Source organism: Acinetobacter sp. A22 (assembly GCF_030913345.1).
In the GTDB taxonomy this organism is placed as follows: Bacteria; Pseudomonadota; Gammaproteobacteria; order Pseudomonadales; family Moraxellaceae; genus Acinetobacter; species Acinetobacter junii.
Map to the genome: position 1 here is coordinate 1,005,225 of NZ_CP133162.1, position 22,897 is coordinate 1,028,121.

Here is a 22,897-nt window from a genome sequence, read left to right on the forward strand (position 1 = left end):
TTTAAATTTTTCATGTTGTTAGATTTTAATGACTATTTTTGAAATTGAAACACATCCACTGAAGCCATTCTTACCATATAATGCTAAGTTGCTAATGTTGGGAAGCTTTCCTCCTCCTCAAAACAGATGGAGGATGAATTTTTACTATCCAAATTATCAAAATGACATGTGGCGAATATTCGGATTAATATTTTTCAAAGATAAAAACTATTTCCTTGATTTATCAAATAAAAACTTTAAAGAACAAAAAATTCGTGAATTTTTGATAGAAATTGGTGTAGGAATATTCGATACCGCATTTCGAATTAAAAGATTACAAGGTAATGCATCTGATAAATTTCTAGAAATAGTCACGCCTACAGATTTGTCAGAATTACTCATCCAAATTCCTGCATGTCACACCATTATGACGACTGGTGATAAAGCGACAGATACACTGATGCAGCATTTTCCAGATCAGCCAGTCAAGCCCATGATCGGTGGTCAATCGGTACAGGTGAATTATGGCAATCGTGAGCTAAGCTTATATCGCTTGCCCTCATCATCACGGGCCTATCCATTGGCACTGGAAAAAAAAGCGGATGTTTACAAACAGTTCTTTCAACAAATTGGTTTGGTTTAACTATAAAAGGAGGGGAAATGAATGAACGATGTTGCCAGTCCAATTGACTTACGCAATTATGATGATGCTGTAGAATGGCAAGACACGGCGAATGTGAAACGCCCGTGGAGAAAGGATTTCTTTGATTATTATGCCAATCTGATTAAGACGCATGCTTCTGATCAAGGTCATATTCTGGAGTTGGGAGCAGGGCCAGGATTTTTAGCGCAACATTTATTGTCGCAATTGCCCAATATTCAATATACCGCTTTCGATTTTTCTGAGGCAATGTATCAGCTTGCTCAACAGAAGCTAAACTCTTCAGAGTAGGCAACAGCCAATTATCTCATTGGAAACTTTAAAGAGCCTGAGTGGTAAAATGCTGTAAATCAAAAATATGACTTGATTATCATTCATCAGGCATTGCATGAGCTTCGACATAAAAAAATGCTGCTGATTTCCATAAAAAAGTAACAACCTTATTAGAACCTCAAGGTTGTTACTTGGTTTGTGATCATCTATATGCACCTCATGCCATGCAAAATGACCAGCTTTATATGAACAAACAGGAGTATATCGATGCTTTAAAAGCGGCAGCTTTTGAAAATATCAAGATGCCTTTAGAGATTGAGGGGCTGTGCCTGTTTGAAATGCGTTTAGATTAGATTTTCCATCATTCTTGGATATTTGATCCATCTAAAATCATTGATCTTGATGTCACGGACATGGGTAAATTCAGACCAGATCAGTTGACTGCCTTTTGTCCATTGCAGTGGTTTCACTCGTTGTTCCACTGCAAGTTTCTCTTGTTCAGTTGCTGGACGTAAATCTCCAATTTCCACATATAAACGAACGCCAGGATAATCACTAAAATTTCCCTGAATCAGTGAAATTAGCCAGAACAGCTTTCCGCTATTAACAGACTGAATACAGGCTTTGGAATTTTGGCTAAGATTTTCACCCAATCTTTCTGTAAATGTATCAAAGAAATAAGCGGTTTGATTGTCATTTAAAAAGACAGTGCCGATAGGGGTAATATTGGGTTGCCCATACTGATCGACTGTTGCAATTGAAGCATGTATTGATGCTTTTTGTGCAAGTTTAAAAATCCGTTGAATATTTTTCCAGTCTTTTTCTAAAATCATGTGTTTATCCTTGTTATTGTTTCTCAAGGTAATTTAGCACATAAAAAGTAAGATAATATTGCTATTTAATTTTCAATAAATTGTCAATTCGGCAAATTCAATATGAGAGCATAGTTGATTTACATCATCCATTCCACTGGAAAATAAGAGACAAAATCCATGGTAAGACACTGAAATCTGGTACTTTCAGGGTCGTGATGATGTTGGGGTGTTGATCATTCTTTTGAATGTATTGGAAACACCAATGTCATGCGCTCAGCATTGGAATGTGCTCATCGTGGTTGGGGACAATCCGTGATTATTGGTGTGGCAGGTGCAGGACAGGAAATTTCAACCCGTCCATTCCAGTTGGTGACAGGTCGTAAATGGATGGGAACGGCTTTTGGTGGTGTGAAAGGTCGTTCGCAATTACCTAAAATGGTTGAAGATGCAATGAAAGGTGAAATTCAACTTGCGCCATTTGTGACTCATACTATGTCGCTTGAAGAAATTAATTATGCTTTTGATCTAATGCACGAAGGTAAGTCGATTCGTACAGTGATTCATTTTTAATTGTGAATGTTTCGATTTGATGATGTGTAGCGCATCATCAAATCTTTGAGTATAAGTTGATGTCCAAAGCACGTTTAAAATTACACGTCCGAATCTTAGCTGAGGAGCAAATTGCTTTTGGTCCGGGTAAAGCTGAATTACTCGAAGCAATTCAACGTACAGGCTCAATTTCTCAAGCCGCAAAATCGATGAACATGAGTTATCGTCGAGCTTGGCAACTTGTAGATACCATGAATCAATGTTTTCATTCTCAACTTGTTGAAACACAAACTGGTGGTACGTACGGTGGCGGTGCATTAGTAACAGAGCTAGGGCAAGTGGTATTGAAAAAAAATAGAGCAATGGAGAAACAACCTATTCAAACTTTAGCATCAGAGTTTGAGGCGTTATCCAACTATCTAAAAATAAAGCAATAAATTATAAGAATAATTGATTAAATATGAATTTGAGCAACTTTTGATAAACAAAAATGCTATTTGCTAAATCATGGAGCATTTGCATTAAAACAAAGCCTTTTAAGCACCAAGATGAAAATTAGAAAAAATAGTATATCTATAAAATAATATAACCATCTGATTTAGATATATAAAATAAATTGGCATGGATTCTGCATTTTAAAATTCAAACTTGTATACAAGATGGGATTCATAAAATGCATGAAATAAAAACTTTAGGTTGGACAATTTCAGAGTGGCAAACAGCTTATTCGAAAAATGAGATTCGACTCAATACGTTAAAAGATTTAGTTGCATTAATTGATCCTCAAGATAATGCATGGATTTCAATTGCGACGTTAGAACAGATTGAACAGCAAATTCAATTTCTCAATGAATTAACTAAAGAAGCTGAGAGTTTAGCAAAACAATTTCCACTCTACGGCGTTCCGTTTGCAGTGAAAGATAATATTGATGTTGCAGGGTTTGTAACTACCGCAGCTTGTAAAGCTTTAACTACTGTTGCAGCAGAAGATGCTGAAACAGTACGTTTGTTAAAACAAGCGGGGGCGATTGTAATTGGTAAAACTAATCTTGATCAGTTTGCAACAGGTTTAGTAGGAACTCGCTCTCCATATGGTGCTGTTGCAAATACATTTAATTCTAAATATGTCAGTGGCGGCTCAAGTTCTGGTTCAGCAAGTGTGGTTGCTCGTGGATTTGTCCCATTTGCATTAGGCACAGATACTGCAGGTTCCGGACGCGTACCAGCGGCATTTAACAATATTGTTGGGCTAAAACCAACCAAAGGGCGGTTTTCAAATCGTGGTTTATTGCCTGCATGTAAAAGTCTAGATTGTATTTCGATTTTTGCTTTAACCGTTGCAGATGCAGACTTGGTTGCAAATGTTTTAGAAGCCTATGATCCATTGGATAGTTATTCACGTAAGCATCCAAAGAATGTTCCAGCGCATTTCTCTAGCAAATTAAAATTTGCCATTCCAGAAAAACTAAATTTCTTTGGTGATGAACAGGCTGAAAAAGCATTTCAGCAAACAGTCCAATTGCTTGAGTCATTAAATGCTGAGATCACTAAAATTGATTTTTCAGACTTTGAGCAACTGGCGGTGCAACTATATCAAGGTTCATGGGTGGCAGAACGTACCGCAGCCGTTGAATATTTACTGAAAACCAATCCTGATGCATTTGATCCAACGGTATTAGAAATTATTAAAAACGGCGAAAAATATTCAGCGGTGGATGCCTACAATGCAGAATATTTAAAACAAGATTTAGCTCGAAAAATCCAACAAAGACTGGCTGACTTTGATGCCTTAATTGTTCCAACTGCACCTACAATTTATACCATTGAGCAGCTTGAACAAAATCCGATTGAATATAACGCTCATTTAGGAATCTACACTAACTTTACCAACTTGGCAGATTTGAGTGCTTTAGCTTTACCAGCAGGATTTAGGGCTGACAATTTACCATTTGGGATCACTCTAATTGCACCTGCTTGGCATGATGCGGCATTGGTTCATTTTGGTAAAGCTTGGCAAAACTATCTTGCACTGAAATTAGGAGCATTGGATAAAGCTCTGCCTTTAAGTTCTTCTACACCTATTTCACAACATCATATTCGCGTTGCAGTCGTCGGTGCTCATTTGACAGGTATGCCGCTAAATTTTCAATTAACCACACGTGATGCCGTACATATCGAAACCACAACGACCTCTAAAAACTATGCGCTTTATGCTTTGAATGGCACTGTTCCACCGAAACCCGGCTTAGCACGTCAGCAAGATGGTCAAAGCATCATTGTTGAATTGTGGGATGTCCCAACTGCTCGATTTGGTGAATTTGTGGCTGAAATTCCGACACCTTTAGGCATGGGTAATGTCGAACTAGAAGATGGGCGCTGGGTGAAAGGTTTTATCTGTGAGCCTTATGGCATAGATGATGCAGAGAATATTAGTCATTTTGGTGGATGGAGAGCTTATATCCAGCATCGTAACAGCCAAGCAGCAAACACAGCGAATTAATTGGGGGAAATCATCATGTTTAAAACTGTACTTATTGCAAACCGTGGTGAAATTGCTGTTCGAGCGATTCGCACCCTTAAAAAATTAGGTATAACCAGTGTTGCTGTGTATTCGGATAGTGATCGTTATGCGCAACATGTCGAAGATGCTGATATTGCGATTGGATTAGATGGTTTAAAACCAGCCGATACTTATTTGAGTATTGAAAAATTAATTCAGGCAGCTAAACAAACTGGCGCGGAGGCAATCTTTCCAGGTTATGGCTTTCTTTCTGAAAGTGCTGATTTTTCTCGCGCTTGTGAAGAAAATAACATTGCCTTTATGGGGCCAACGGCCGAGCAAATTCTAGAATTTGGTCTAAAGCATCGTGCTCGTGAATTGGCTGCTGCTGCGAATGTACCAATGACACCGGGAACTGGATTGTTGGATAGCTTAGAAGAAGCACTGATTGCCGCAGATCGTATTGGCTATCCAATTATGTTGAAAAGTACTGCTGGCGGTGGTGGTATTGGTTTGACCCGTTGTGATACGCCACAAGCGTTAACCGATGCTTACGAAAGTGTAAAACGTTTGGGCGAGCAGTTTTTCAAGGATGCAGGTGTATTTATTGAATGCTTTATTGATAAAGCGCGTCATGTTGAAGTACAAATTTTTGGTGATGGAAAGGGGCAAGTTGTTGCCTTTGGTGAGCGTGATTGCTCTTTGCAACGTCGTAACCAAAAAGTGGTCGAGGAAACGCCTGCGGCAAACTTACCTGAGGCGACACGAAAAAAACTACATCAGGCAGCAGTGGAATTAGGTAAATCCGTTAATTATCGTAGTGCGGGAACAGTGGAGTTTATTTACGATGCCAATCGAGATGAGTTCTATTTTCTAGAAGTGAATACACGCTTACAGGTTGAGCATCCCGTCACTGAGATGGTGACAGGTTTAGACTTAATTGAATGTATGCTCAAAGTGGCTGCTGGTGATGAACTTGATTGGGCATATCTCAGCAATATTCAGCCGAAAGGTGCAGCAATTGAGGTTCGTGTTTATGCCGAAGATCCTGTGAAAAATTTCCAACCAAGTCCAGGTGTACTGACAGAGGTTGCATTTCCAGAGGGGATTCGGGTTGATACTTGGGTAAAAACGGGCACAGAGATTTCTCAATACTTCGATCCAATGATTGCCAAGATTATTGTGCATGCTGATGACCGTGCTAGTGCTATTGAAAAATTAAAACATGTATTGGCTGAAACACGCTTGAACGGTATTAGTACAAACTTGGATTATGCACGTGCTATTGTTTCAGATCAGCGCTTTGAATCTATGCAAATTTGGACAAGAATGCTGGATGATTTCAATTACACGCCAAACGTGATTGAAGTTGTTCAAGCAGGAACTTTAAGTTCAATTCAAGATTATCCGGGTCGTACAGGCTACTGGGATATTGGTGTTCCGCCATCTGGTCCAATGGATGATTATGCATTTCAGCTTGCTAATCGTATTGTTGGAAATGATGCTAAAGCCGCAGGTTTCGAGTTTACCTTAGTTGGACCAACCTTAAAGTTTCACACAAATACGATTATTGCTTTGGCGGGAGCAAGCTGTACTGCGTTGTTAGATGATCAGGAAATTGATTTTTGGAAGCCTGTAGAAGTTAAAGCAGGACAAATTCTAAAAATCGGTCAAGTTGAATCAGGTTGCCGTACATATTTAGCGGTTCGAAATGGTTTGGATGTCCCTGTATATTTAGGCAGTCGTTCTACTTTTGCGCTTGGTAATTTTGGTGGTCATGCAGGTCGTACCTTACGTGTCGGTGACATGATTAAAATGGTTGATCCAGCATTTGCTAGTGCAGAATTGCCACTTGCACATGATGAACCTCAAGCGTTATCGGCTGAATTGATTCCTGAATATAGTAATGAATGGGAAATTGCGGTGTTATATGGCCCGCACGGCGCACCAGATTTCTTTAAACCTGAATATGTAGAAGAGTTTTTTGCATCAGAGTGGACAGTTCACTTTAACTCAAATCGTTTAGGCGTTCGTTTATCAGGACCAACGCCAAGATGGGCACGAGAAAATGGTGGTGAAGCAGGTTTACATCCATCCAATGTCCATGACTGTGAATATGCGATCGGTGCAATTAACTTCACAGGCGATTTCCCTGTAATTCTGGCTAAAGATGGTCCAAGTTTAGGGGGGTTCGTTTGTCCTGTGACGATTGCCAAAGCCGAACTTTGGAAAGTGGGACAACTTAAAGCCGATGATAAAATTTGCTTTTATCCGATTAGCGTTGAACAAGCCAATGAATTAGAGCGCAAGCAAATTGAAAATATCCAAAATTTTGCTGAAGCAAGCAAAGTTGTAGAAATGATTAAGTCAATTCAAGAGGTTGTCAGTACGATTTTGGCACAACGAGAACCAACTGAATTGTCGCCAAAAACAGTGTATCGCCAAGCAGGTGATAGTTATATTCTCTTAGAATACGGCGAAAATGTTTTAGATTTGGCTTTGCGCTTACGGGTGCATCAACTGATTCAAATGATCCGTGATGCAAAAATTGCAGGCGTATTGGAACTGTCACCGGGTGTTCGTTCACTACAGATTAAATACGATGGCTTAGTAATTCCACAATCAGAATTGATTGCTCAATTACTTCAACTCGAAAAAGAGATGGGTGATTTGAGCCAATTAAAAATCCCATCTCGTATCGTACATTTGCCGATGGCATTTGAAGACAGTGCGACTTTAGGAGCTGTAGAACGCTATCAAGAAAGTGTTTGCTCTAAAGCACCGTGGTTGCCAAATAACGTTGATTTTATCCAACGCATTAATGGCTTGGCAGATCGAAATGAAGTGAAAGATATTATTTTTGATGCGAACTATTTAATTCTTGGCTTGGGTGATGTGTATTTAACAGCACCTTGTGCCGTACCGATTGACCCACGCCATCGTTTACTCAGTTCTAAATATAATCCAGCTCGTACCTTTACCGCAGAGGGAACGGTTGGGATTGGTGGTATGTACATGTGTATCTACGGCATGGATTCACCAGGCGGCTATCAATTGATAGGGCGTACTTTACCAATTTGGAACAAGTTTAAGAAAAACAAACAATTTGGTGATAAACAATGGTTCTTACAATTCTTCGATCAAATTAAATATTTTGAGGTTACAGAAGAAGAACTCAATCAATGGCGTGCTGACTTTGAAAATGGTCGTGCTGAGATCAAGATTGAGGAAACTGAATTCGATTATGCGGATTATGTAAAATTTTTAGAGAATGAAGCTGAAAGTATTGCCGAGTTTAAAGCTAAGCAACAACAAGCATTCACAACTGAAGTGGATCGCTGGAAAGAGGAGTTTGCAGCTCAACCTGAAGAACAGATTCAAGAAAATAACCATGCTGATTACAGTCATTTAGCATCATTAAATGCATCGATGACAGGTAATATCTGGAAAATTTTTGTTGAACATGGTCAAGAGGTTAAAAAAGGTGAAACTGTTGCTATTATTGAAGCAATGAAAATGGAACTTCCGGTTTATGCAGAAGAAGATGGCATTGTAAAAGCTATTATTTGTAGAGCAGGGCAAACCGTACATAGTGGTGAACCACTGGTTTATATGGAATAAGGCAAGGTTGCATGAAAGAAACCAAAATAAAAACAACAAAAAGCTCAGACAATTTGTCTGAGCTGGTTTACCAACGCATTAAGAATGATATCTTTGATTTCAAACTGATGCCGGGTGAACGTTTCACTGAATCTGAAGTTGCAAAGGCTTATGATGTAAGTCGTACCCCAATCCGACAAGCGCTGTATCGTTTGCAACAAGAGGGTTATGTTGATGTGAGTTTTCGTAGCGGTTGGCAAATCCGACCGCTCAATTTTCGATATTATGAAGAACTTTATGATGTGAGGATCGTATTAGAAAAAGATTCGATTCGTAAACTTTGTCAGATGGATCATCAAAATTCGGTTGAATTATCTCTTTTAAAAGATTTATGGTTGATTGAACCTCATCAATATCTAAAGGACATTAAACAACTGTCACAACAAGATGAGGATTTCCATTGCGCATTGGTTCGCGCCTCTGGAAATAATGAAATGGCGAGAATTCATCGTGATTTGAGTGAGCGAATCCGTATTATTCGTCGTTTAGACTTCTCAAAAGATTATCGCGTTGAAGCGACTTATCAGGAGCATCAGAAAATACTGGGTTATATTTTTAATCGTAAAGTAGATGAAGCCATTCAAGCGATTGAAGCACATATTATGCAAAGTCGTGATGAAGTGAAAAAAATTACTTTACAGATGTTGGATTCAAGTCAGTTTTATTAAGATTAGAGTATGGTGAGCAATAAGGATTTTTATGGATAACTGGCATTATGCCGTTGTAGCTTCAATTGTGACTATACTTGGAATGAGTTTAATTTCATTTCTCAAACTTTTTAAACTATGGAAGGCTTCCTTAAGTATTTTTTTTATTTCTAGTATAGGGTTTTGTATCATTGGAGGATTAGGTAGGAAATCTGAAAATCATGGCTTTGATGGTGCGTGGGGAAAACATGGTATATTGATGGAGTTTATGAATCTAGAAATAATTATGGTTAGTTTAGGTGTGGGTGCTTTCATAACACTATTATTTTTCTTAGCTATTGTTTTTTCTGATAATAAATAAGATTTAGTTTGCTAGATCATTTTTATAAATCTATATCACATGTTTAAATGAACTTCACAAAACTCTATTTTCTATGCCTAATCCTGCATAAAACTAACATCTTTTATTCATTTTCTATTTAATAATAAAAATCAAATTTAGAATCATCAGATGACACATGATGAATAACCAAATACTTAGCTCACTGTTTTTAAAACTTGTTGCTAAAGAAGGCTTCTTTACTACGGCAATAGATGGCATCACTTTGATGCGTGTAGATCACAACACACCACCATTAGCCGTATTGCAAGAACCGACCTTAGTTTTTTGTTTTACAAGGCAGTAAACGTGGTTATATCGGAACTGAAACCTATGCATTTCAGCAAGGCGAATGCCTTATCGTCTCCGTGTCTATGCCATTTGATTGTGATACGGTAGCGAGTCCTGAATTGCCTATGATGGCAGTCAGCATGAAACTAGAGGCGGATACGGTAAATGAGTTATTAGCAAAAACATATTTTGAAAATGAGCAATTTAAACCACTCACTACGGGCATGAGTGTAATTCAATATGATCAAACCATTTCGAATGTTTTAATACGACTATTAAAAAATTTAGGTTCAGAACAAGATAGCTTGATTTTAGGTGAACAAATTAAACGAGAGTTAATGTATCGAGTGATTCAACATTCGGGTGCAGATGCTTTAAAAGGATTAGTCGTTCAAGGCAACTTACGACCTATTTATAAGATTTGTGAATATATTCAACATCATTTTACAGAAAAATTAACAGTGGAAATGCTTGCTGAGCAAGCCAATATGAGTATTTCTGCGTTTCATAAAGCATTCAAACAAGTCACATTACATTCACCTTTGCAGTATCTCAAAGTTACGCGGTTGCATAAGGCAAAACAAATGTTGCAAAACGAAAACCAAAGCGTTGCTCAAGCAGCTTATGCTGTTGGTTATCAAAGCTCATCTCAATTTAGTCGAGAGTTTAAAAAGCTGTTTGGTTTTTCTCCTAATCAGACTGAAGTAAATATAGATAAGGAATGAGTAACTCATGAATCAAAATAGTAGCGAACAAATGAAATATATCGAAATTACTCAAGCTGGCGGTCCTGAAGTTCTAAAAGTTGTACATGGTGAGAAACCTAAGATTAAAGAAGATGAAGTACTAATTGAAGTCTATGCCACTGGGATCAATCGCCCTGATATTTTGCAAAGACAAGGGTTGTATCCAATGCCGAAAGGCGTAACGCAAATTCCAGGATTGGAAGTTGCTGGCATCATTTCACAAATCGGTTCAAAAGTAGAAAAATTTAAAGTCGGTGATAAGGTCTGTGCGCTGACCAACGGTGGAGGGTATGCAGAATACTGTGCTGTTCCAGCAAATCAAACTTTAGCGATTCCAAAAAATCTGAGTTTTATTGAAGCTGCGGCTATTCCAGAAACTTATTTCACAGTATGGGCAAATCTATTTCAGATCGGACAGTTAAAAAAGAATGAAACCGTGTTAATTCATGGAGGAGCGAGTGGAATTGGTTCTACAGCGTTGAGCTTATGTCATGCAATGGGTATTCAAACTTTTTCCACAGTGGGAAGTGAAGAAAAAGTAGAAAAATTAAGCTCAATTTCGACTGTTATTAATTATAAAAAGCAAGATTTTGAACAAGAAATCTTATCACTCACAGATCATCAAGGTGTTGATGTGATCTTGGATATTATTGGCGCTGCTTACTTTAATCAGAATCTGAGATTGCTAAAAAGAGATGGGCGACTGGTAATTATCGGATTTATGGGCGGTCGAAAAGTAGATGGCTTTGATATTCAAGAACTCATGCTCAAACGCGCTGTGGTGACTGGCTCAACGATGCGTGCTCGAACCAATGATGAGAAAGCAAAAATTACCCAAGAATTGGAGCAGTTTGTTTGGCCACTAATCGAAACAGGTCAATGTAAACCAATTATTTATAAGACTTTTGCTTTTGAAGAGGTTGCAGCAGCACACCAATGTCTGGAAAGCAGCGAACATATTGGAAAAGTGGTACTCGAAATTAAATCCTAATTTTGCCTAATCGTATTCATTCTATGCCTATTTATACATCAAGCTTGAGAATGATCACTTGGAAAAGCAATATGTAAATCAAACATATCCTACGAGGAATTTGAACATGACAATAAATATAGATGATCGTAACCCAACCCCAGATTTAGCTGAAGATAATGCTTTTTTTCCATCACCCTATTCTCTAAGTCAGTATACGGCTCCAAAAACTGACTATGACGGAACTACATATCCAAATCCATATCAGGGCGATAAAAAGATCCTCATGATTGCTACGGATGAACGCTATATCCTGATGCAAAATGAGAAATTCTTTTCTACAGGGAATCATCCAGTAGAAATGTTGTTACCGATGTTCCATTTGGATAATGCTGGTTTTGCCTTTGACGTTGCAACACTTTCAGGTAATCCAGTTAAACTGGAAATGTGGGTAATGCCAAAAGAAGAGCAAGTGGTTTTGGATACCTATCACAAGTACGAAAAACAACTGAAATCTCCACTTAAATTGGCAGATATTTTAGATCAGGCTTTAAGCAGTGACTCACCTTATGCTGGTATTTTTATACCAGGTGGACATGGGGTTTTGGCTAAAATCCCCGAAAGTAAAGAAGTTAAGGCTTTATTAAAATGGGCAGTAGATCATGACAAATATGTTATTACTTTATGTCATGGTCCAGCTTCTTTATTAGCAGCCGCAGTTGGTGAAAGCCCAAATGATTATATTTTTAAAGGCTATCAAGTCTGTGTTTTCCCAGATTCATTAGATAAAGGTGCCAATATTGATATTGGATATATGCCTGGACAATTGCCGTGGCTCGTCGGCGAAAATCTTGAAAAGCTTGGTGTGGAAATCCTAAATAAGGGAATCACAGGGCAAGTTCATCAAGATCGAAAACTGTTAACGGGTGATAGTCCCTTAGCCTCTAATAATTTGGGGAAACTTGCTGCTGAAACTTTATTAGCTGATCCAAGTCTTAACGCATAATCTTTTTTTTATGAGTTTAAAGCCCAATCTTATATTGGGCTTTTTCTTGAGAAAAATATAAACCTCTGTAAGCTAGCTGACAAATCATGTCCGCAATCTTGATTATGTTAGAAAAGTAGCAAGATATAATTAAATAGTTAGAGATCATCAATGAAAATATGTATTTATGGTGCAGGCAGTATTGGATGCTATCTTGGCGGTAGATTGGTTGCTGCTGACTATGACATAGATTTTATTGTTCGTCCTAGAGTTCAGCAAGAACTTCAAACTTAAGGTTTAACTGTTTCCGATTACACAGGATTTAAGCAAACTATTTCTGTAAATCAATTACAAATGAGCATTGATCCCAATGTAGTAGCTCATGCTGATATTGTCTTTGTTTGCGTAAAATCAACATCTACTGAACAAGTAGCCCTTGAATTAAAAGATATTTTAAAGAAAAAGACCATTATTATTAGTTTTCAAAATGGCTTAAGTAATGTGGGAATTCTAAAAAGAATTTTAACAGACCACATTATACTCGAAGGAATGGTACCTTTTAATGTTGTAGCTTTGGGGAATGGTCGATTCCACCAAGGAACAGATGGTGCTTTGTATGTAAAAAGCCATGAGCAATTAGCTGAACTCGTACTTGCGTTTCAAAAAGCGCAGTTAGAAATTCAGTTAGAACAAGATATGCAAGCTGTGCAATGGGCAAAATTATTATTGAACTTAAATAATTCAATCAATGCGTTATCCCAACTTCCACTGAAACAAGAATTATCTATTCGAGAATATCGTCAGTGTTTGGCACTTGTCCAATTAGAAACATTAAATCTATTAAAAATAGCCAAAATCAAACCAGCAAAACTGACTCCGATTCCAGCACAATTTATTCCTAAAATTTTAAAACTACCCAATCCTATATTTAAGATTATCAGTAAAAAAATGCTCGCGATTGATCCACTTGCGCGTTCTTCGATGGCTGATGATTTAATGGTTGGAAGAAAAACTGAAATCGATTGGATTAATGGTGAGGTTGTTAATTTAGCTAGACAGTTGAATCTTACAGCACCAATTAACCAAAAATTAATTGAGCTAGTAAAACAGGCAGAATCAGAACCGAAAGTATGGTCTGGATCAAAACTTAAAGCACAGTTAACGCAATTGTGATTCGATTATGCATAAAAAAAGCGTATAGCACCTATACGCTTTTTTGATAAAAATCTTAGATTAGACTGTTTTTACAGCATCTTGAGGGGCAAATTTCGTAATTAATATGCCGAATATAGTCGCGAAGATATACATGAAAATGGAGTATACCGCGGCAGGCATTGCGATGGTGGTACTTGCCATAATCGTGAGTGCAATTGTCATTGCTAAGGTACTGTTATGAATCCCGATCTCAAATGCACATGCACGTGCTTGATATGAACTAATGCCTAACATTCGTGGCACGAAATATCCAACCATTAAACTAATTGCGCAGAATAGTGCGGTTGCTAAGCCAATCTGTCCCAAATAATCTACCAAGTTGCTTCGCTCTTTGATAATTGCGCCTAGAATGATAATCAGCAGAAAAACCACGGCAAAGATTCGTACAGGACGATTCAGTTTTTCAGCAACATGCGGTGCATAATGACGAATGATCATTCCGATGCATACAGGCACTAAAATAATCAGAAAAACTTGTAAAACCTTAGTAAATTGCAGACCGACTTGCTGCCCTTCATTCATAAAATACAGAATCGAGAAATTTACAATTAAGGGTAGGAACACCGCTGCGATAATAGCGTTAATTGCAGTTAAAGTAATATTAAGTGCGATGTCACCCTTATATAGATAGCTAAATAAATTGGCTGTCGTACCACCAGGTGATGCAGCCAATAGCATCAAACCGACCGCTAAAAGCGGTGGTAAAGCAAGTATTTTACAAATTAAAAACGCTATCCCTACTAATAAAATGAGTTGGCAGAACAATGCTATTAAAACAGCTTTAGGGTGTTTGCTGACTCGCGCAAAGTCTTTAAGTGTTAGTTCTAGCCCCATACCTGCCATAACGATGGCTAAGGCGATAGGTAAAAATATTGTGATCAATCCTGAATCCATAAACCGTGCTTTCCTAAATGAATTTTATTTTGATAAATAATTGATATCGTTTTTAAAAGTGACCATCATCGTGTACAAATCAAAGATGATCTAAGTTTCGATCTAGCACTTTAAACATATATTTATTTGAAAATCTGTCAACTACACGACAACTGATATTTTTATGTGAATTTCTAATAACTAAAAAGGCAAGTACAATTCGTGTACTTGCCTTTACTTTAAACTGACTTATCGAGATAAATAAGCTTTTTTAAATTTTAAAAGAAACCCGCTGGTTTAGTTGAGTAGCTCACCAATAGGTTCTTGGTTTGTTGGTAATGGTCTAACATCATGCGATGGTTTTCACGACCAATACCTGATTTTTTGTAACCACCAAATGCCGCATGAGCAGGGTAAATGTGATAACAATTTGTCCATACACGACCCGCTTCTATTGCACGACCTGCACGGTATGAAGTATGTGCAGAACGTGACCAAACTCCAGCTCCTAAGCCATAAATGGTTTCATTGGCAATTTTGATTGCTTCATCAAAATCTTTGAAAGTGGTCACTGACAACACAGGTCCAAAAATTTCTTCTTGGAAAATTTGCATACTGTTGTGTCCTTTGAACACTGTAGGTTCAATATAGAAACCTTTACCAACTTCTTGACGAGCACCACCACCTACAAGTACTTCAGCACCTTCCTCACGACCTGTGCTGATACAACGTAGGATTTTCTCTTGCTGTTCTAAGGAAGCTTGAGCGCCAACCATGGTTTCAGTGTCTAATGGATGACCCAACTTAATTCGTTTAACTCGCTCGATTGCTTTTTCTAAAAACTTATCTGCGATACTTTCTTGAATTAAGGCACGAGAAGGACAAGTACATACTTCACCTTGATTCAATGCAAACATTGCAAAGCCCTCTAGCGCTTTATCAAGATAATCATCATCTTTGTCCATCACATCTTCAAAGAAGACATTTGGTGATTTACCCCCAAGCTCCAAGGTGACTGGAATAATATTCTCAGTTGCATATTGCATGATGAGCTGACCGACTTGAGTAGAACCAGTAAATGCAATTTTAGCAATACGAGGACTAGTTGCTAATGGTCGACCCACTTCAGCACCAAAACCATTAACAACGTTGAGAACACCTGGTGGAAGTATGTCTTGGATAAGTTCTAAGACCAGTAAAATACCCACAGGTGTCTGTTCTGCTGGTTTTAAAACAATACAGTTACCCGCCGCGAGTGCTGGTGCGAGTTTCCAAGCCGCCATCAAAATCGGGAAGTTCCAAGGAATGATTTGACCTACAACGCCTAAAGGCTCGTGAAAGTGGTAGGCAATCGTATCTTCATCAATCTCTGAAATTCCGCCTTCTTGTGCACGAATACATCCAGCAAAATAGCGGAAGTGATCTATCGCTAACGGGATGTCCGCGGCTAAAGTTTCACGTACTGGTTTACCATTGTCCCAAGTTTCTGCAACTGCAAGAAACTCAAGGTTTTGTTCCATACGATCCGCTATTTTTAATAAAATATTTGAACGCGTTGTAGCAGAGCTTTTATTCCATTCAGCTTTTGCTTTATGTGCTGCATCGAGAGCAAGTTCAATGTCTTCAACTGAAGAACGAGGGATCTTTGTAAACACTTTGCCATCGACAGGTGAAACATTATCGAAGTATTCTCCTCTTACAGGAGCTACCCATTGACCGCCAATAAAGTTCTCATATTGAGATTTAAATTGGACTTTTGAACCAGGTTGGTTAGGATCGATGTAACGCATATATAAATTCCTTTGCTTATAATTGATTTAACGATCTACAGCTTTGGTATAAGGTACTTTTGTACGTTATTTCATTAGGATATAAGTGCGAAGGTTGGAGAAAGGTTGGAAACCATGATCAAGTGTGAGGGATACACAAATGTTTACAAAACAAGAGTTATTGCAACATCGTTCGTCCGTTGATCAGCTAAAAAAACAAAGTAGTCTGTCGCCACAAAATGCTGAAAAACTTGGTCAAAGTATTGCGAGTTCATGGCAGCGATCTGTTTCGTCCTCAATTCCTAAAGAACGCTTAGCTGCACCACTATTAAGTCAAAATAAAAAGAACAAAAGCAGTTTGGACCTAGCACTTGAAACCTGTTCCGATGAACTAAGTCATATTGCAGAACAATCCTCAATGGTTATCGCGGTAGGTGACGTTGGAAGTACGATTATTTGGACTGCATCTAGTAATCAAATGCAAAGTGCAGCTGAAAAAGTGCATTTTATTGCAGGTGGGCAGTGGGCTGAAGATATGGTCGGAACCAATGCTCTAGCACTTTCTTTAAAAACTCAACAATCAAGTTGTGTGTTCTCAAATGAACATTACATGGAGTCTATTCATGATTGGGTGTGCTATGCAGCACCAATTTTAGACCCGTATTCAAAACAGGTATTGGGTGTCGTTGATTTATCTACGACATGGAAAAAACACAATACACTTGGTGTATTAGCTGCTGAACGATGTGCATCTATTATTCAAACTGCTTTAATCGAACAACAGCGCCAACGTTTATATATTCGTGCCTTTGCCACGCCTCAAATTATTTTTAACCATAAATCATTAGTATTAACTCCAAGACAGGTCGAGATATTAGTCATTTTAGCCTTATGTCCAAATGGCTTGAATTTAGAAAATTTACATCAAGCATTATATGGTGAGCGTAAGGTGAGTATCGGTACGCTCAAAGCAGAAATGTCTCAACTACGGGATATTTTAGGTGGTATGTTGGGTTCTCGCCCATATCGTCTACTGGCTGATGTTGAAGCTGATTTTCTGTCAGCAGAGCAGGCTTTAGATGCAGGTTATGTCGCGTCTGCACTTCAATTATATAAAGGTGTTTTCCTCGCTAAAACTGAAAGTCCATTTTTATGTGCATGGCGTGATTGTCTTGAGTCTCGTTTAAGTGATGCGATTTTCAAAACTAAAGAAACAGACCTACTCCTTAAACATGTGGCCCATTTCCCAGAAGCAATCGATGCTGTAGAACGTCTAATGGAATTGTTCCCGAGCGAACATCCTGCACGTTTATCTTTGAGTAAGTTTAAAGACGTATATTGATTGAATATTTGAGATTAGAATTATCTAGCGTTAATTAAAAAATGAAATTTGCTTTGCCTGAAAAAGAACTCGATATTCTGTAGAAAGATCAAAAAATTAAATAAATCATTGTTTACTTTGAATTTTAATTTATATAAAAAAAGTGGGAATATAACCATTTTAATATTCCCACAAAAAAGTAAGCCAAGTCTCGGAGTTCTGGCTTACTTTTGAGAGGAAAGCTTTATAAAGCAGCTTTAAAAATTTCTACAACTTGAGCATGTGTTGCTTTACGTGGGTTGGTCAGCATACATGCATCTTTTTGAGCATTTTCAGCCATTATTGCCAAGTCCTCAGTTTTTACACCAAGTTCGGTTAATCCTGATGGGATGCCAATTGATGATGAGAGTTCACGAATTGCATCAATTGCGGCAAATGCAGCTTCTGTTTCAGTGAAACCTTCAACATTAACGCCCATTAATTCTGCAATTTTTGCATAACGATCTTGGCAAGCGATTAAATTAAATTCGCAAACATGTGGTAAAAGCACCGCATTACATACGCCATGAGGAAGATTGTAGAACCCACCAAGCTGATGTGCCATTGCATGGACATAACCTAGAGATGCATTATTAAATGCCATACCCGCTAGATATTGTGCATAGCTCATTGCATCGCGTGCTTCGATATTTTCACCATTGGCTACAGCAGGGCGTAACCATTGACTGATCATAGTAATGGCTTTCTCAGCACAGGCATCTGTAATTGGATTTGCAGCAGTAGAGACATAAGCTTCGACGGCATGAGTTAATGCATCCATTCCTGTAGCTGCCGTTAAACCTGCAGGTTTTGCAACCATAAGCTTAGGGTCATCAATTGCAATAAGAGGTGTACAACGCCAGTCTACAATTGCCATTTTGACATGAGTATCCGTGTTGGTAATGATGCAGAAACGCGTCATTTCTGAGGCTGTACCTGCTGTAGTATTGATTGCAATCAAGGGAGTCATCGGAACTGTACTTTTATCAATTCCTTCATAATCACGAATATGTCCGCCGCCAGCAGTTACAAGACCAATCCCTTTTGCACAATCGTGTGATGAACCGCCACCTAATGAAACGATAAAATCACATCCATTGTCGTTGTAGGCTTTAACACCGTTGTGAACATTAATATCTGTTGGGTTAGGCTCTGCACCTGGAAAGATGTGGCTATCTACACCAGCTTCTTTCAAATATCCTGAAATAGTATCTGCTACACCAAATTTAAATAGACCTTCGTCTGTAACGATTAATGCTTTTTTTGCACCGAGATTTTGTGCTTTCGTTCCAATCTCTTTTGCACAGCCTGGACCAAAGAGAGAAACGCAAGGGATATAAAAACCGTTTGTTTGATCTGCAATATTTTTAAAAGCCATGGAGTGATTCCTTCTTCCATTTTCCATTGTTTGTTATTCAGGTGAGTTACACCTTGAACTTAGTATGGAGTGCTTAAAAAAATTTCCTACCTACCAAATACCTACCAAAATATTGTTTTAAAAATAAAAGGGATACGCTACATAAAGTTGAGTATCCCTATACTAAGTTTAAGTCTTTAGAATTTATGAGTGTAGTTTACAAACATGCGATCCTCACCAAAATCATTTCCATGCTTCACATCATAATCAATTCGAATATATTGCAATGCTAAACCTTTGAGATAGGGCTGTTGAAAAGCATAGTTCAAGATAATATTAGACTCACTTTCATGATTTTTTTTACCATCAGTCGTTTCAAAATTCTCACCATAAACATATTTTACGGCTGCATTAAAACCAGGAATATAATCTTTAAAATTATAACCATAAATAAAATGATATGATTTTTCATCTTTTTTAAAGAAACCTGTAGCATTCCAATTAATGAAATATGTTTCAGGAAGAAAACCATCTGGTAATGGGTAGGCAGATTCACCAATAATTTGCTGATAGCCTAAACCAAAAGTATGATTATTTACTTTCAATATTTCTAATAAACCAATATTTTGTGCATCAATATTAAAATTATTTCCATCTTCTTGAGCATTAAAATATTTAAATTTCGAATTAAGCACATAATTTTTTCCTTTCAAATTATGCTCTAAACCCAAATAATGTTTATTGTATAAATCCTCCATGTTGCCATAATAATATTCTCCCTTTAAATCAGGGGAGAACTGATAGCGTAAATCAATATAATTTAAGCCATCTGAGTATTCTGTCTTTCCATTTGAAGTAAAAGAGAATTTACGAAAATCTTCTTCATTACGAGGGGATACTTTTTCAACACGACCTATTTCTGCGTAAAGTTGATCAGTTAATTGTGACTTAAGGTTTGCACCCCAATAAGATGTTAAGAGCTGACGACTGGTATCTACGGCAGTAACAGGTAAGTCTAACCAAAGCTCACCAATACTCAACAAGGTTCGGTTATAACCCAATTTTAATGTGGCGCCGTGTTTTAAATAATCGGAAGCTTGTGATTGAGTCACTTTATCAAATGGTAATACTGTATCAGCCACATGTTTATCTGAACTTAATCTAACAGCATATTGAACGGAAGCATCGACACCGATTGTCAAAGGTTTTTCGGCAATACTTAATGGTGTCTCAAGCATTCGTGAGTTATAAAACAAAGAGACAGCTTGAGACCAACTTCCAGTATCCTTCAGTGCTTCATTCTCAAAATTACGATTGATGTAGGCATTTTTTAAGGTAAATTTCCATTCTTCTTTAGCGCTTACATTATCAGCCCAAAGTGAAGTTGAAACTAATCCACCTAGGAGTGAAATAGAAGACAAAATAAGCTTATTACATTTAAATGTATGCATTTTTTAATTTCCATTTTGAATTGAGTTGCGCCAATCCTCGGCGCAATATTACTTATTGCTGGTTGACTGAAGCTTGTGTTTGAAGAGTTGATTTTGAACTTTCAGGTACATTGACCGCGACTTTAAGATTGACAAGGAAGATCGCAAATGCAGCAATCACACCTGGAATTGCGATTGCTAAGAAGTTCATTTGATGAGGTAGTTCAAAAGTGAGCAATGCACCTGTAAGTACAGGCCCAATGATTGCACCTATACGGCCGATACCTGATGCCCAGCCCATACCTGTTGAGCGAACAGTAGTTGGATAAAATTGTGCGACGAAAGTATATAGAAGAATTTGTGAACCAATCGTTGCTGCACCTGCTAAAGCAATTAAGCTATAGAGAACAATTTGAGGACTGTTGAATCCTAATAGTATTAAGGCAGCAGCTCCGATTACAAACATTGAGGTAATGACTGGTTTTAAATGGAATCGATCTGCTAAAGCACCGCCTCCAATTGCACCAACCATACCGCCAATGTTCAATGCAAATAAGAACAGCATACTTGCGCCTAAAGAATATCCTGCTTGCAACATCAATTTAGGTAACCAACTTCCCAATGCGTACACCATTAATAGGCACATAAAGAAAGCGATCCAAAACATGAATGTACTAAATGCACGACCATCTTGGAAAAGGGCTTTTACTGGTGCTTCATGATGAATATTTTCATTGAAAACCAATTGAGTATTTTGATGAATGTCTCGTGTAGGTAACAGCTTATTGATGATCTGTTTAGCTTGTTCTTCCTTTCCAGATTTGATCAGAAATGCCAATGACTCAGGTAGGAATTTCCAAATGATAGGCAACATTAACAATGGAATCCCTGCAATCAGGAACATGATTTGCCATCCCATATCTTTGACTAACCAAGCACCTAATAATGCTGAAGTCATACCGCCAATAGCATAGCCACTAAACATAATTGCGACTAAAGTACTTCGAATTTTTTTAGGTGCATATTCCGTCATTAATGCAACAACGTTTGGCATTACGCCGCCTATACCTAATCCTGCTATGAATCTTAAAATTGCAAATTCAACGGGATTGGTTGCAAAAGCCCCTAGAAATGTAAAACCACTAAATAAAGTGACACAGATCATGATGGTTTTCTTTCTTCCTAAACGATCTGATAATGTACCGAATATCATTGCACCAAACATCATTCCAAATAGGGCAGCACTTGCTAATAATCCTGCTTGAACAGCCGTTAATGACCATTGCTGCATTAATAATGGTAATGCAACACCGTAAATAACCAAATCATAGCCGTCGAAAATAATAATTAGTAAACACCAAACTAAAACCTTCCAATGAAATAAACTAAATTTGGCATTATCAATTGTTTCATTGATATTTACTTTTTCCATATACATCCTTCACCTCCAATTTGTGAAGCTTTGTTTTATTAATGTTTAAACTATTTTGTTATGGAGATTCAGTCAAAAACTAAATTGATATATCTTTATGTCTTTAAGGTATTGAATTTATTATTTTCTATCTAAATTTTTGACGACAAAAAGCAGAGTATTTTTATACTCTGCTTTTTTATAACAATAGGTATATTAGGGCTTGTTGAGAATTAACAAAGACTACTGATTAATTTATAATAGTACTATGGATAGATACATACTTACTGATGCCCAATGGGCAAAAATGGAACCTTTTTGCCTAGGTAAAGTGACCGATCGAGGTCGTAGTGGAAAAGATAATCGATTATTTTTAGAAGCAGTCCTATGGATTGCCCGTACAGGCAGTCCATGGCGTGATCTACCTGCTCATTTTGGTAAATGGAATACCGTCTTTAAAAGATACCGTGACTGGGTTAAAGCTGGTGTATTTGAAACTATTTTTGCATCTGTAAATGAAGATGTTGATTTGGAATACGCCATGATTGATGGAACGATTGTTAAAGTTCATCGACATGGGCAAGGTGCAAAAGGGGGACTTTCAAACAGTCTATAGGTAAATCTCGAGGTGGAATGACCTGTAAAATTCTTGCCTTAGTGGATAGTCTAGGCAACCTCATTAAGTTTCGATTAATGCCTGGTCAATATCACGATTTAGTAGAAACCAAACCTTTAATTGAAGATGTTGATTTTCAAGCATTACTAGCTGATAAAGCATTTGATGCAGATTGGCTCATCCAAGAACTCAATGAACGTAAAGTGAAAGTGGTGATCCCACCCAAATCTAATCGAAAAGTAATGAGAGCATTTGATACGACTATGTATAAATGGCGTCATCTCATTGAAAACTATTTCTGTAAGTTAAAAGAATTTAAACGTATAGCGATGCGTAGTTGTAAAACAGATACGAGTTTTGAAGCCATGATTCAATTGTGCGCGAGTGTAATTAACTCTCGGTAATTCTCAA

At 37.7% G+C, this 22,897-nt stretch carries 15 protein-coding genes and 5 pseudogenes; 14 read left to right on the plus strand and 6 right to left on the minus strand.

What is annotated here, in order from left to right; genetic code table 11:
- The first annotated feature begins 28 nt into the window (after positions 1-28).
- Both Q9Q86_RS05105 and Q9Q86_RS05110 read left to right on the plus strand, forming a co-directional pair.
- A complete protein-coding gene (locus Q9Q86_RS05105) occupies positions 29-622 on the plus strand; it encodes a uracil-DNA glycosylase family protein (protein WP_112987576.1) in 594 nt (197 codons plus the stop codon).
- Between the two features lie 21 nt (positions 623-643).
- Positions 644-1,266: pseudogene (locus Q9Q86_RS05110) on the plus strand (class I SAM-dependent methyltransferase).
- Here Q9Q86_RS05110 and Q9Q86_RS05115 read toward each other — a convergent pair.
- Positions 1,258-1,746 carry a pyridoxamine 5'-phosphate oxidase family protein gene (locus Q9Q86_RS05115; RefSeq protein WP_112987577.1) on the minus strand — a complete coding sequence of 163 codons (489 nt, stop codon included), beginning with the start codon at positions 1,744-1,746 and terminating at the stop codon, positions 1,258-1,260. The pseudogene Q9Q86_RS05110 and the gene Q9Q86_RS05115 overlap by 9 nt on opposite strands.
- Positions 1,747-1,950: 204 nt before the next feature.
- Between Q9Q86_RS05115 and Q9Q86_RS05120 the strand changes: the two are divergent.
- The 10 genes and pseudogenes from Q9Q86_RS05120 to Q9Q86_RS05165 all read left to right on the plus strand — a co-directional run.
- Positions 1,951-2,298, plus strand: a pseudogene (locus Q9Q86_RS05120) (zinc-binding dehydrogenase); the annotation flags it as partial.
- Between the two features lie 59 nt (positions 2,299-2,357).
- Positions 2,358-2,714: a winged helix-turn-helix domain-containing protein gene (locus Q9Q86_RS05125; protein ID WP_112987578.1), complete on the plus strand. Its 357-nt coding sequence runs from the start codon at positions 2,358-2,360 to the stop codon at positions 2,712-2,714.
- Positions 2,715-2,950: 236 nt separating this feature from the next.
- A complete protein-coding gene (atzF, locus tag Q9Q86_RS05130; RefSeq protein ID WP_112987579.1) occupies positions 2,951-4,777 on the plus strand; it encodes an allophanate hydrolase in 1,827 nt (608 codons plus the stop codon).
- Positions 4,778-4,792: 15 nt separating this feature from the next.
- Positions 4,793-8,398 carry an urea carboxylase gene (gene uca / locus Q9Q86_RS05135; protein ID WP_112987580.1) on the plus strand — a complete coding sequence of 1,202 codons (3,606 nt, stop codon included), beginning with the start codon at positions 4,793-4,795 and terminating at the stop codon, positions 8,396-8,398.
- 11 nt (positions 8,399-8,409) lie between these two features.
- Complete coding sequence (locus tag Q9Q86_RS05140) at positions 8,410-9,105, plus strand: GntR family transcriptional regulator (protein WP_004911256.1); 696 nt, start codon at positions 8,410-8,412, stop codon at positions 9,103-9,105.
- 31 nt (positions 9,106-9,136) lie between these two features.
- A complete protein-coding gene (locus Q9Q86_RS05145; protein WP_075696518.1) occupies positions 9,137-9,445 on the plus strand; it encodes a hypothetical protein in 309 nt (102 codons plus the stop codon).
- Between the two features lie 157 nt (positions 9,446-9,602).
- A pseudogene (locus tag Q9Q86_RS05150) lies at positions 9,603-10,479 on the plus strand (AraC family transcriptional regulator N-terminal domain-containing protein).
- A gap of 7 nt (positions 10,480-10,486) precedes the next feature.
- Positions 10,487-11,491, plus strand: coding sequence for an NAD(P)H-quinone oxidoreductase (locus Q9Q86_RS05155; protein ID WP_112987581.1), 1,005 nt, complete (start codon positions 10,487-10,489; stop codon positions 11,489-11,491).
- A gap of 106 nt (positions 11,492-11,597) precedes the next feature.
- Entirely contained in the window at positions 11,598-12,476 is an 879-nt protein-coding gene (hchA, locus tag Q9Q86_RS05160) for a glyoxalase III HchA (RefSeq protein WP_112987582.1), read from the plus strand.
- 150 nt (positions 12,477-12,626) lie between these two features.
- Positions 12,627-13,628 (plus strand): annotated as a pseudogene (locus Q9Q86_RS05165) (2-dehydropantoate 2-reductase).
- A gap of 60 nt (positions 13,629-13,688) precedes the next feature.
- Here the strand turns inward: Q9Q86_RS05165 and Q9Q86_RS05170 are convergent.
- Positions 13,689-14,564: a bile acid:sodium symporter family protein gene (locus Q9Q86_RS05170; protein WP_004961983.1), complete on the minus strand. Its 876-nt coding sequence runs from the start codon at positions 14,562-14,564 to the stop codon at positions 13,689-13,691.
- Positions 14,565-14,821: 257 nt separating this feature from the next.
- The gene (locus tag Q9Q86_RS05175) at positions 14,822-16,333 is read right to left on the minus strand and encodes an aldehyde dehydrogenase family protein (RefSeq protein WP_112987583.1); all 1,512 of its coding nucleotides are present in this window, start codon (positions 16,331-16,333) and stop codon (positions 14,822-14,824) included.
- Positions 16,334-16,472: 139 nt separating this feature from the next.
- Between Q9Q86_RS05175 and Q9Q86_RS05180 the strand changes: the two genes are divergently transcribed.
- Positions 16,473-17,654: a hypothetical protein gene (locus Q9Q86_RS05180; RefSeq protein WP_004911210.1), complete on the plus strand. Its 1,182-nt coding sequence runs from the start codon at positions 16,473-16,475 to the stop codon at positions 17,652-17,654.
- A 223-nt stretch (positions 17,655-17,877) separates the two neighbouring features.
- Here the strand turns inward: Q9Q86_RS05180 and Q9Q86_RS05185 are convergent, their stop codons facing one another.
- The 3 genes from Q9Q86_RS05185 to Q9Q86_RS05195 all read right to left on the minus strand — a co-directional run bounded on the left by Q9Q86_RS05185 (position 17,878) and on the right by Q9Q86_RS05195 (position 21,897).
- Complete coding sequence (locus tag Q9Q86_RS05185; protein ID WP_004911209.1) at positions 17,878-19,050, minus strand: iron-containing alcohol dehydrogenase; 1,173 nt, start codon at positions 19,048-19,050, stop codon at positions 17,878-17,880.
- A gap of 176 nt (positions 19,051-19,226) precedes the next feature.
- Positions 19,227-20,480, minus strand: a complete 1,254-nt coding sequence (locus Q9Q86_RS05190; RefSeq protein WP_112987584.1) for an OprD family outer membrane porin — start codon at positions 20,478-20,480, stop codon at positions 19,227-19,229.
- Between the two features lie 52 nt (positions 20,481-20,532).
- The gene (locus Q9Q86_RS05195; RefSeq protein WP_099948643.1) at positions 20,533-21,897 is read right to left on the minus strand and encodes an aromatic acid/H+ symport family MFS transporter; all 1,365 of its coding nucleotides are present in this window, start codon (positions 21,895-21,897) and stop codon (positions 20,533-20,535) included.
- A 280-nt stretch (positions 21,898-22,177) separates the two neighbouring features.
- On the opposite strand from Q9Q86_RS05195, the pseudogene Q9Q86_RS05200 reads away from it, so the two are divergent.
- A pseudogene (locus tag Q9Q86_RS05200) lies at positions 22,178-22,890 on the plus strand (IS5 family transposase).
- The last annotated feature ends 7 nt before the right edge of the window (positions 22,891-22,897 follow it).

Coding starts and splice junctions, on each gene's coding strand:
- Q9Q86_RS05105 (WP_112987576.1), top strand. CDS start 29: ATGACTATTTTTGAAATTGAAACACATCCACTGAAGCCATTCTTACCA.
- Q9Q86_RS05115 (WP_112987577.1), bottom strand. CDS start 1,746: ATGATTTTAGAAAAAGACTGGAAAAATATTCAACGGATTTTTAAACTT.
- Q9Q86_RS05125 (WP_112987578.1), top strand. CDS start 2,358: ATGTCCAAAGCACGTTTAAAATTACACGTCCGAATCTTAGCTGAGGAG.
- atzF (WP_112987579.1), top strand. CDS start 2,951: ATGCATGAAATAAAAACTTTAGGTTGGACAATTTCAGAGTGGCAAACA.
- uca (WP_112987580.1), top strand. CDS start 4,793: ATGTTTAAAACTGTACTTATTGCAAACCGTGGTGAAATTGCTGTTCGA.
- Q9Q86_RS05140 (WP_004911256.1), top strand. CDS start 8,410: ATGAAAGAAACCAAAATAAAAACAACAAAAAGCTCAGACAATTTGTCT.
- Q9Q86_RS05145 (WP_075696518.1), top strand. CDS start 9,137: ATGGATAACTGGCATTATGCCGTTGTAGCTTCAATTGTGACTATACTT.
- Q9Q86_RS05155 (WP_112987581.1), top strand. CDS start 10,487: ATGAATCAAAATAGTAGCGAACAAATGAAATATATCGAAATTACTCAA.
- hchA (WP_112987582.1), top strand. CDS start 11,598: ATGACAATAAATATAGATGATCGTAACCCAACCCCAGATTTAGCTGAA.
- Q9Q86_RS05170 (WP_004961983.1), bottom strand. CDS start 14,564: ATGGATTCAGGATTGATCACAATATTTTTACCTATCGCCTTAGCCATC.
- Q9Q86_RS05175 (WP_112987583.1), bottom strand. CDS start 16,333: ATGCGTTACATCGATCCTAACCAACCTGGTTCAAAAGTCCAATTTAAA.
- Q9Q86_RS05180 (WP_004911210.1), top strand. CDS start 16,473: ATGTTTACAAAACAAGAGTTATTGCAACATCGTTCGTCCGTTGATCAG.
- Q9Q86_RS05185 (WP_004911209.1), bottom strand. CDS start 19,050: ATGGCTTTTAAAAATATTGCAGATCAAACAAACGGTTTTTATATCCCT.
- Q9Q86_RS05190 (WP_112987584.1), bottom strand. CDS start 20,480: ATGCATACATTTAAATGTAATAAGCTTATTTTGTCTTCTATTTCACTC.
- Q9Q86_RS05195 (WP_099948643.1), bottom strand. CDS start 21,897: ATGTATATGGAAAAAGTAAATATCAATGAAACAATTGATAATGCCAAA.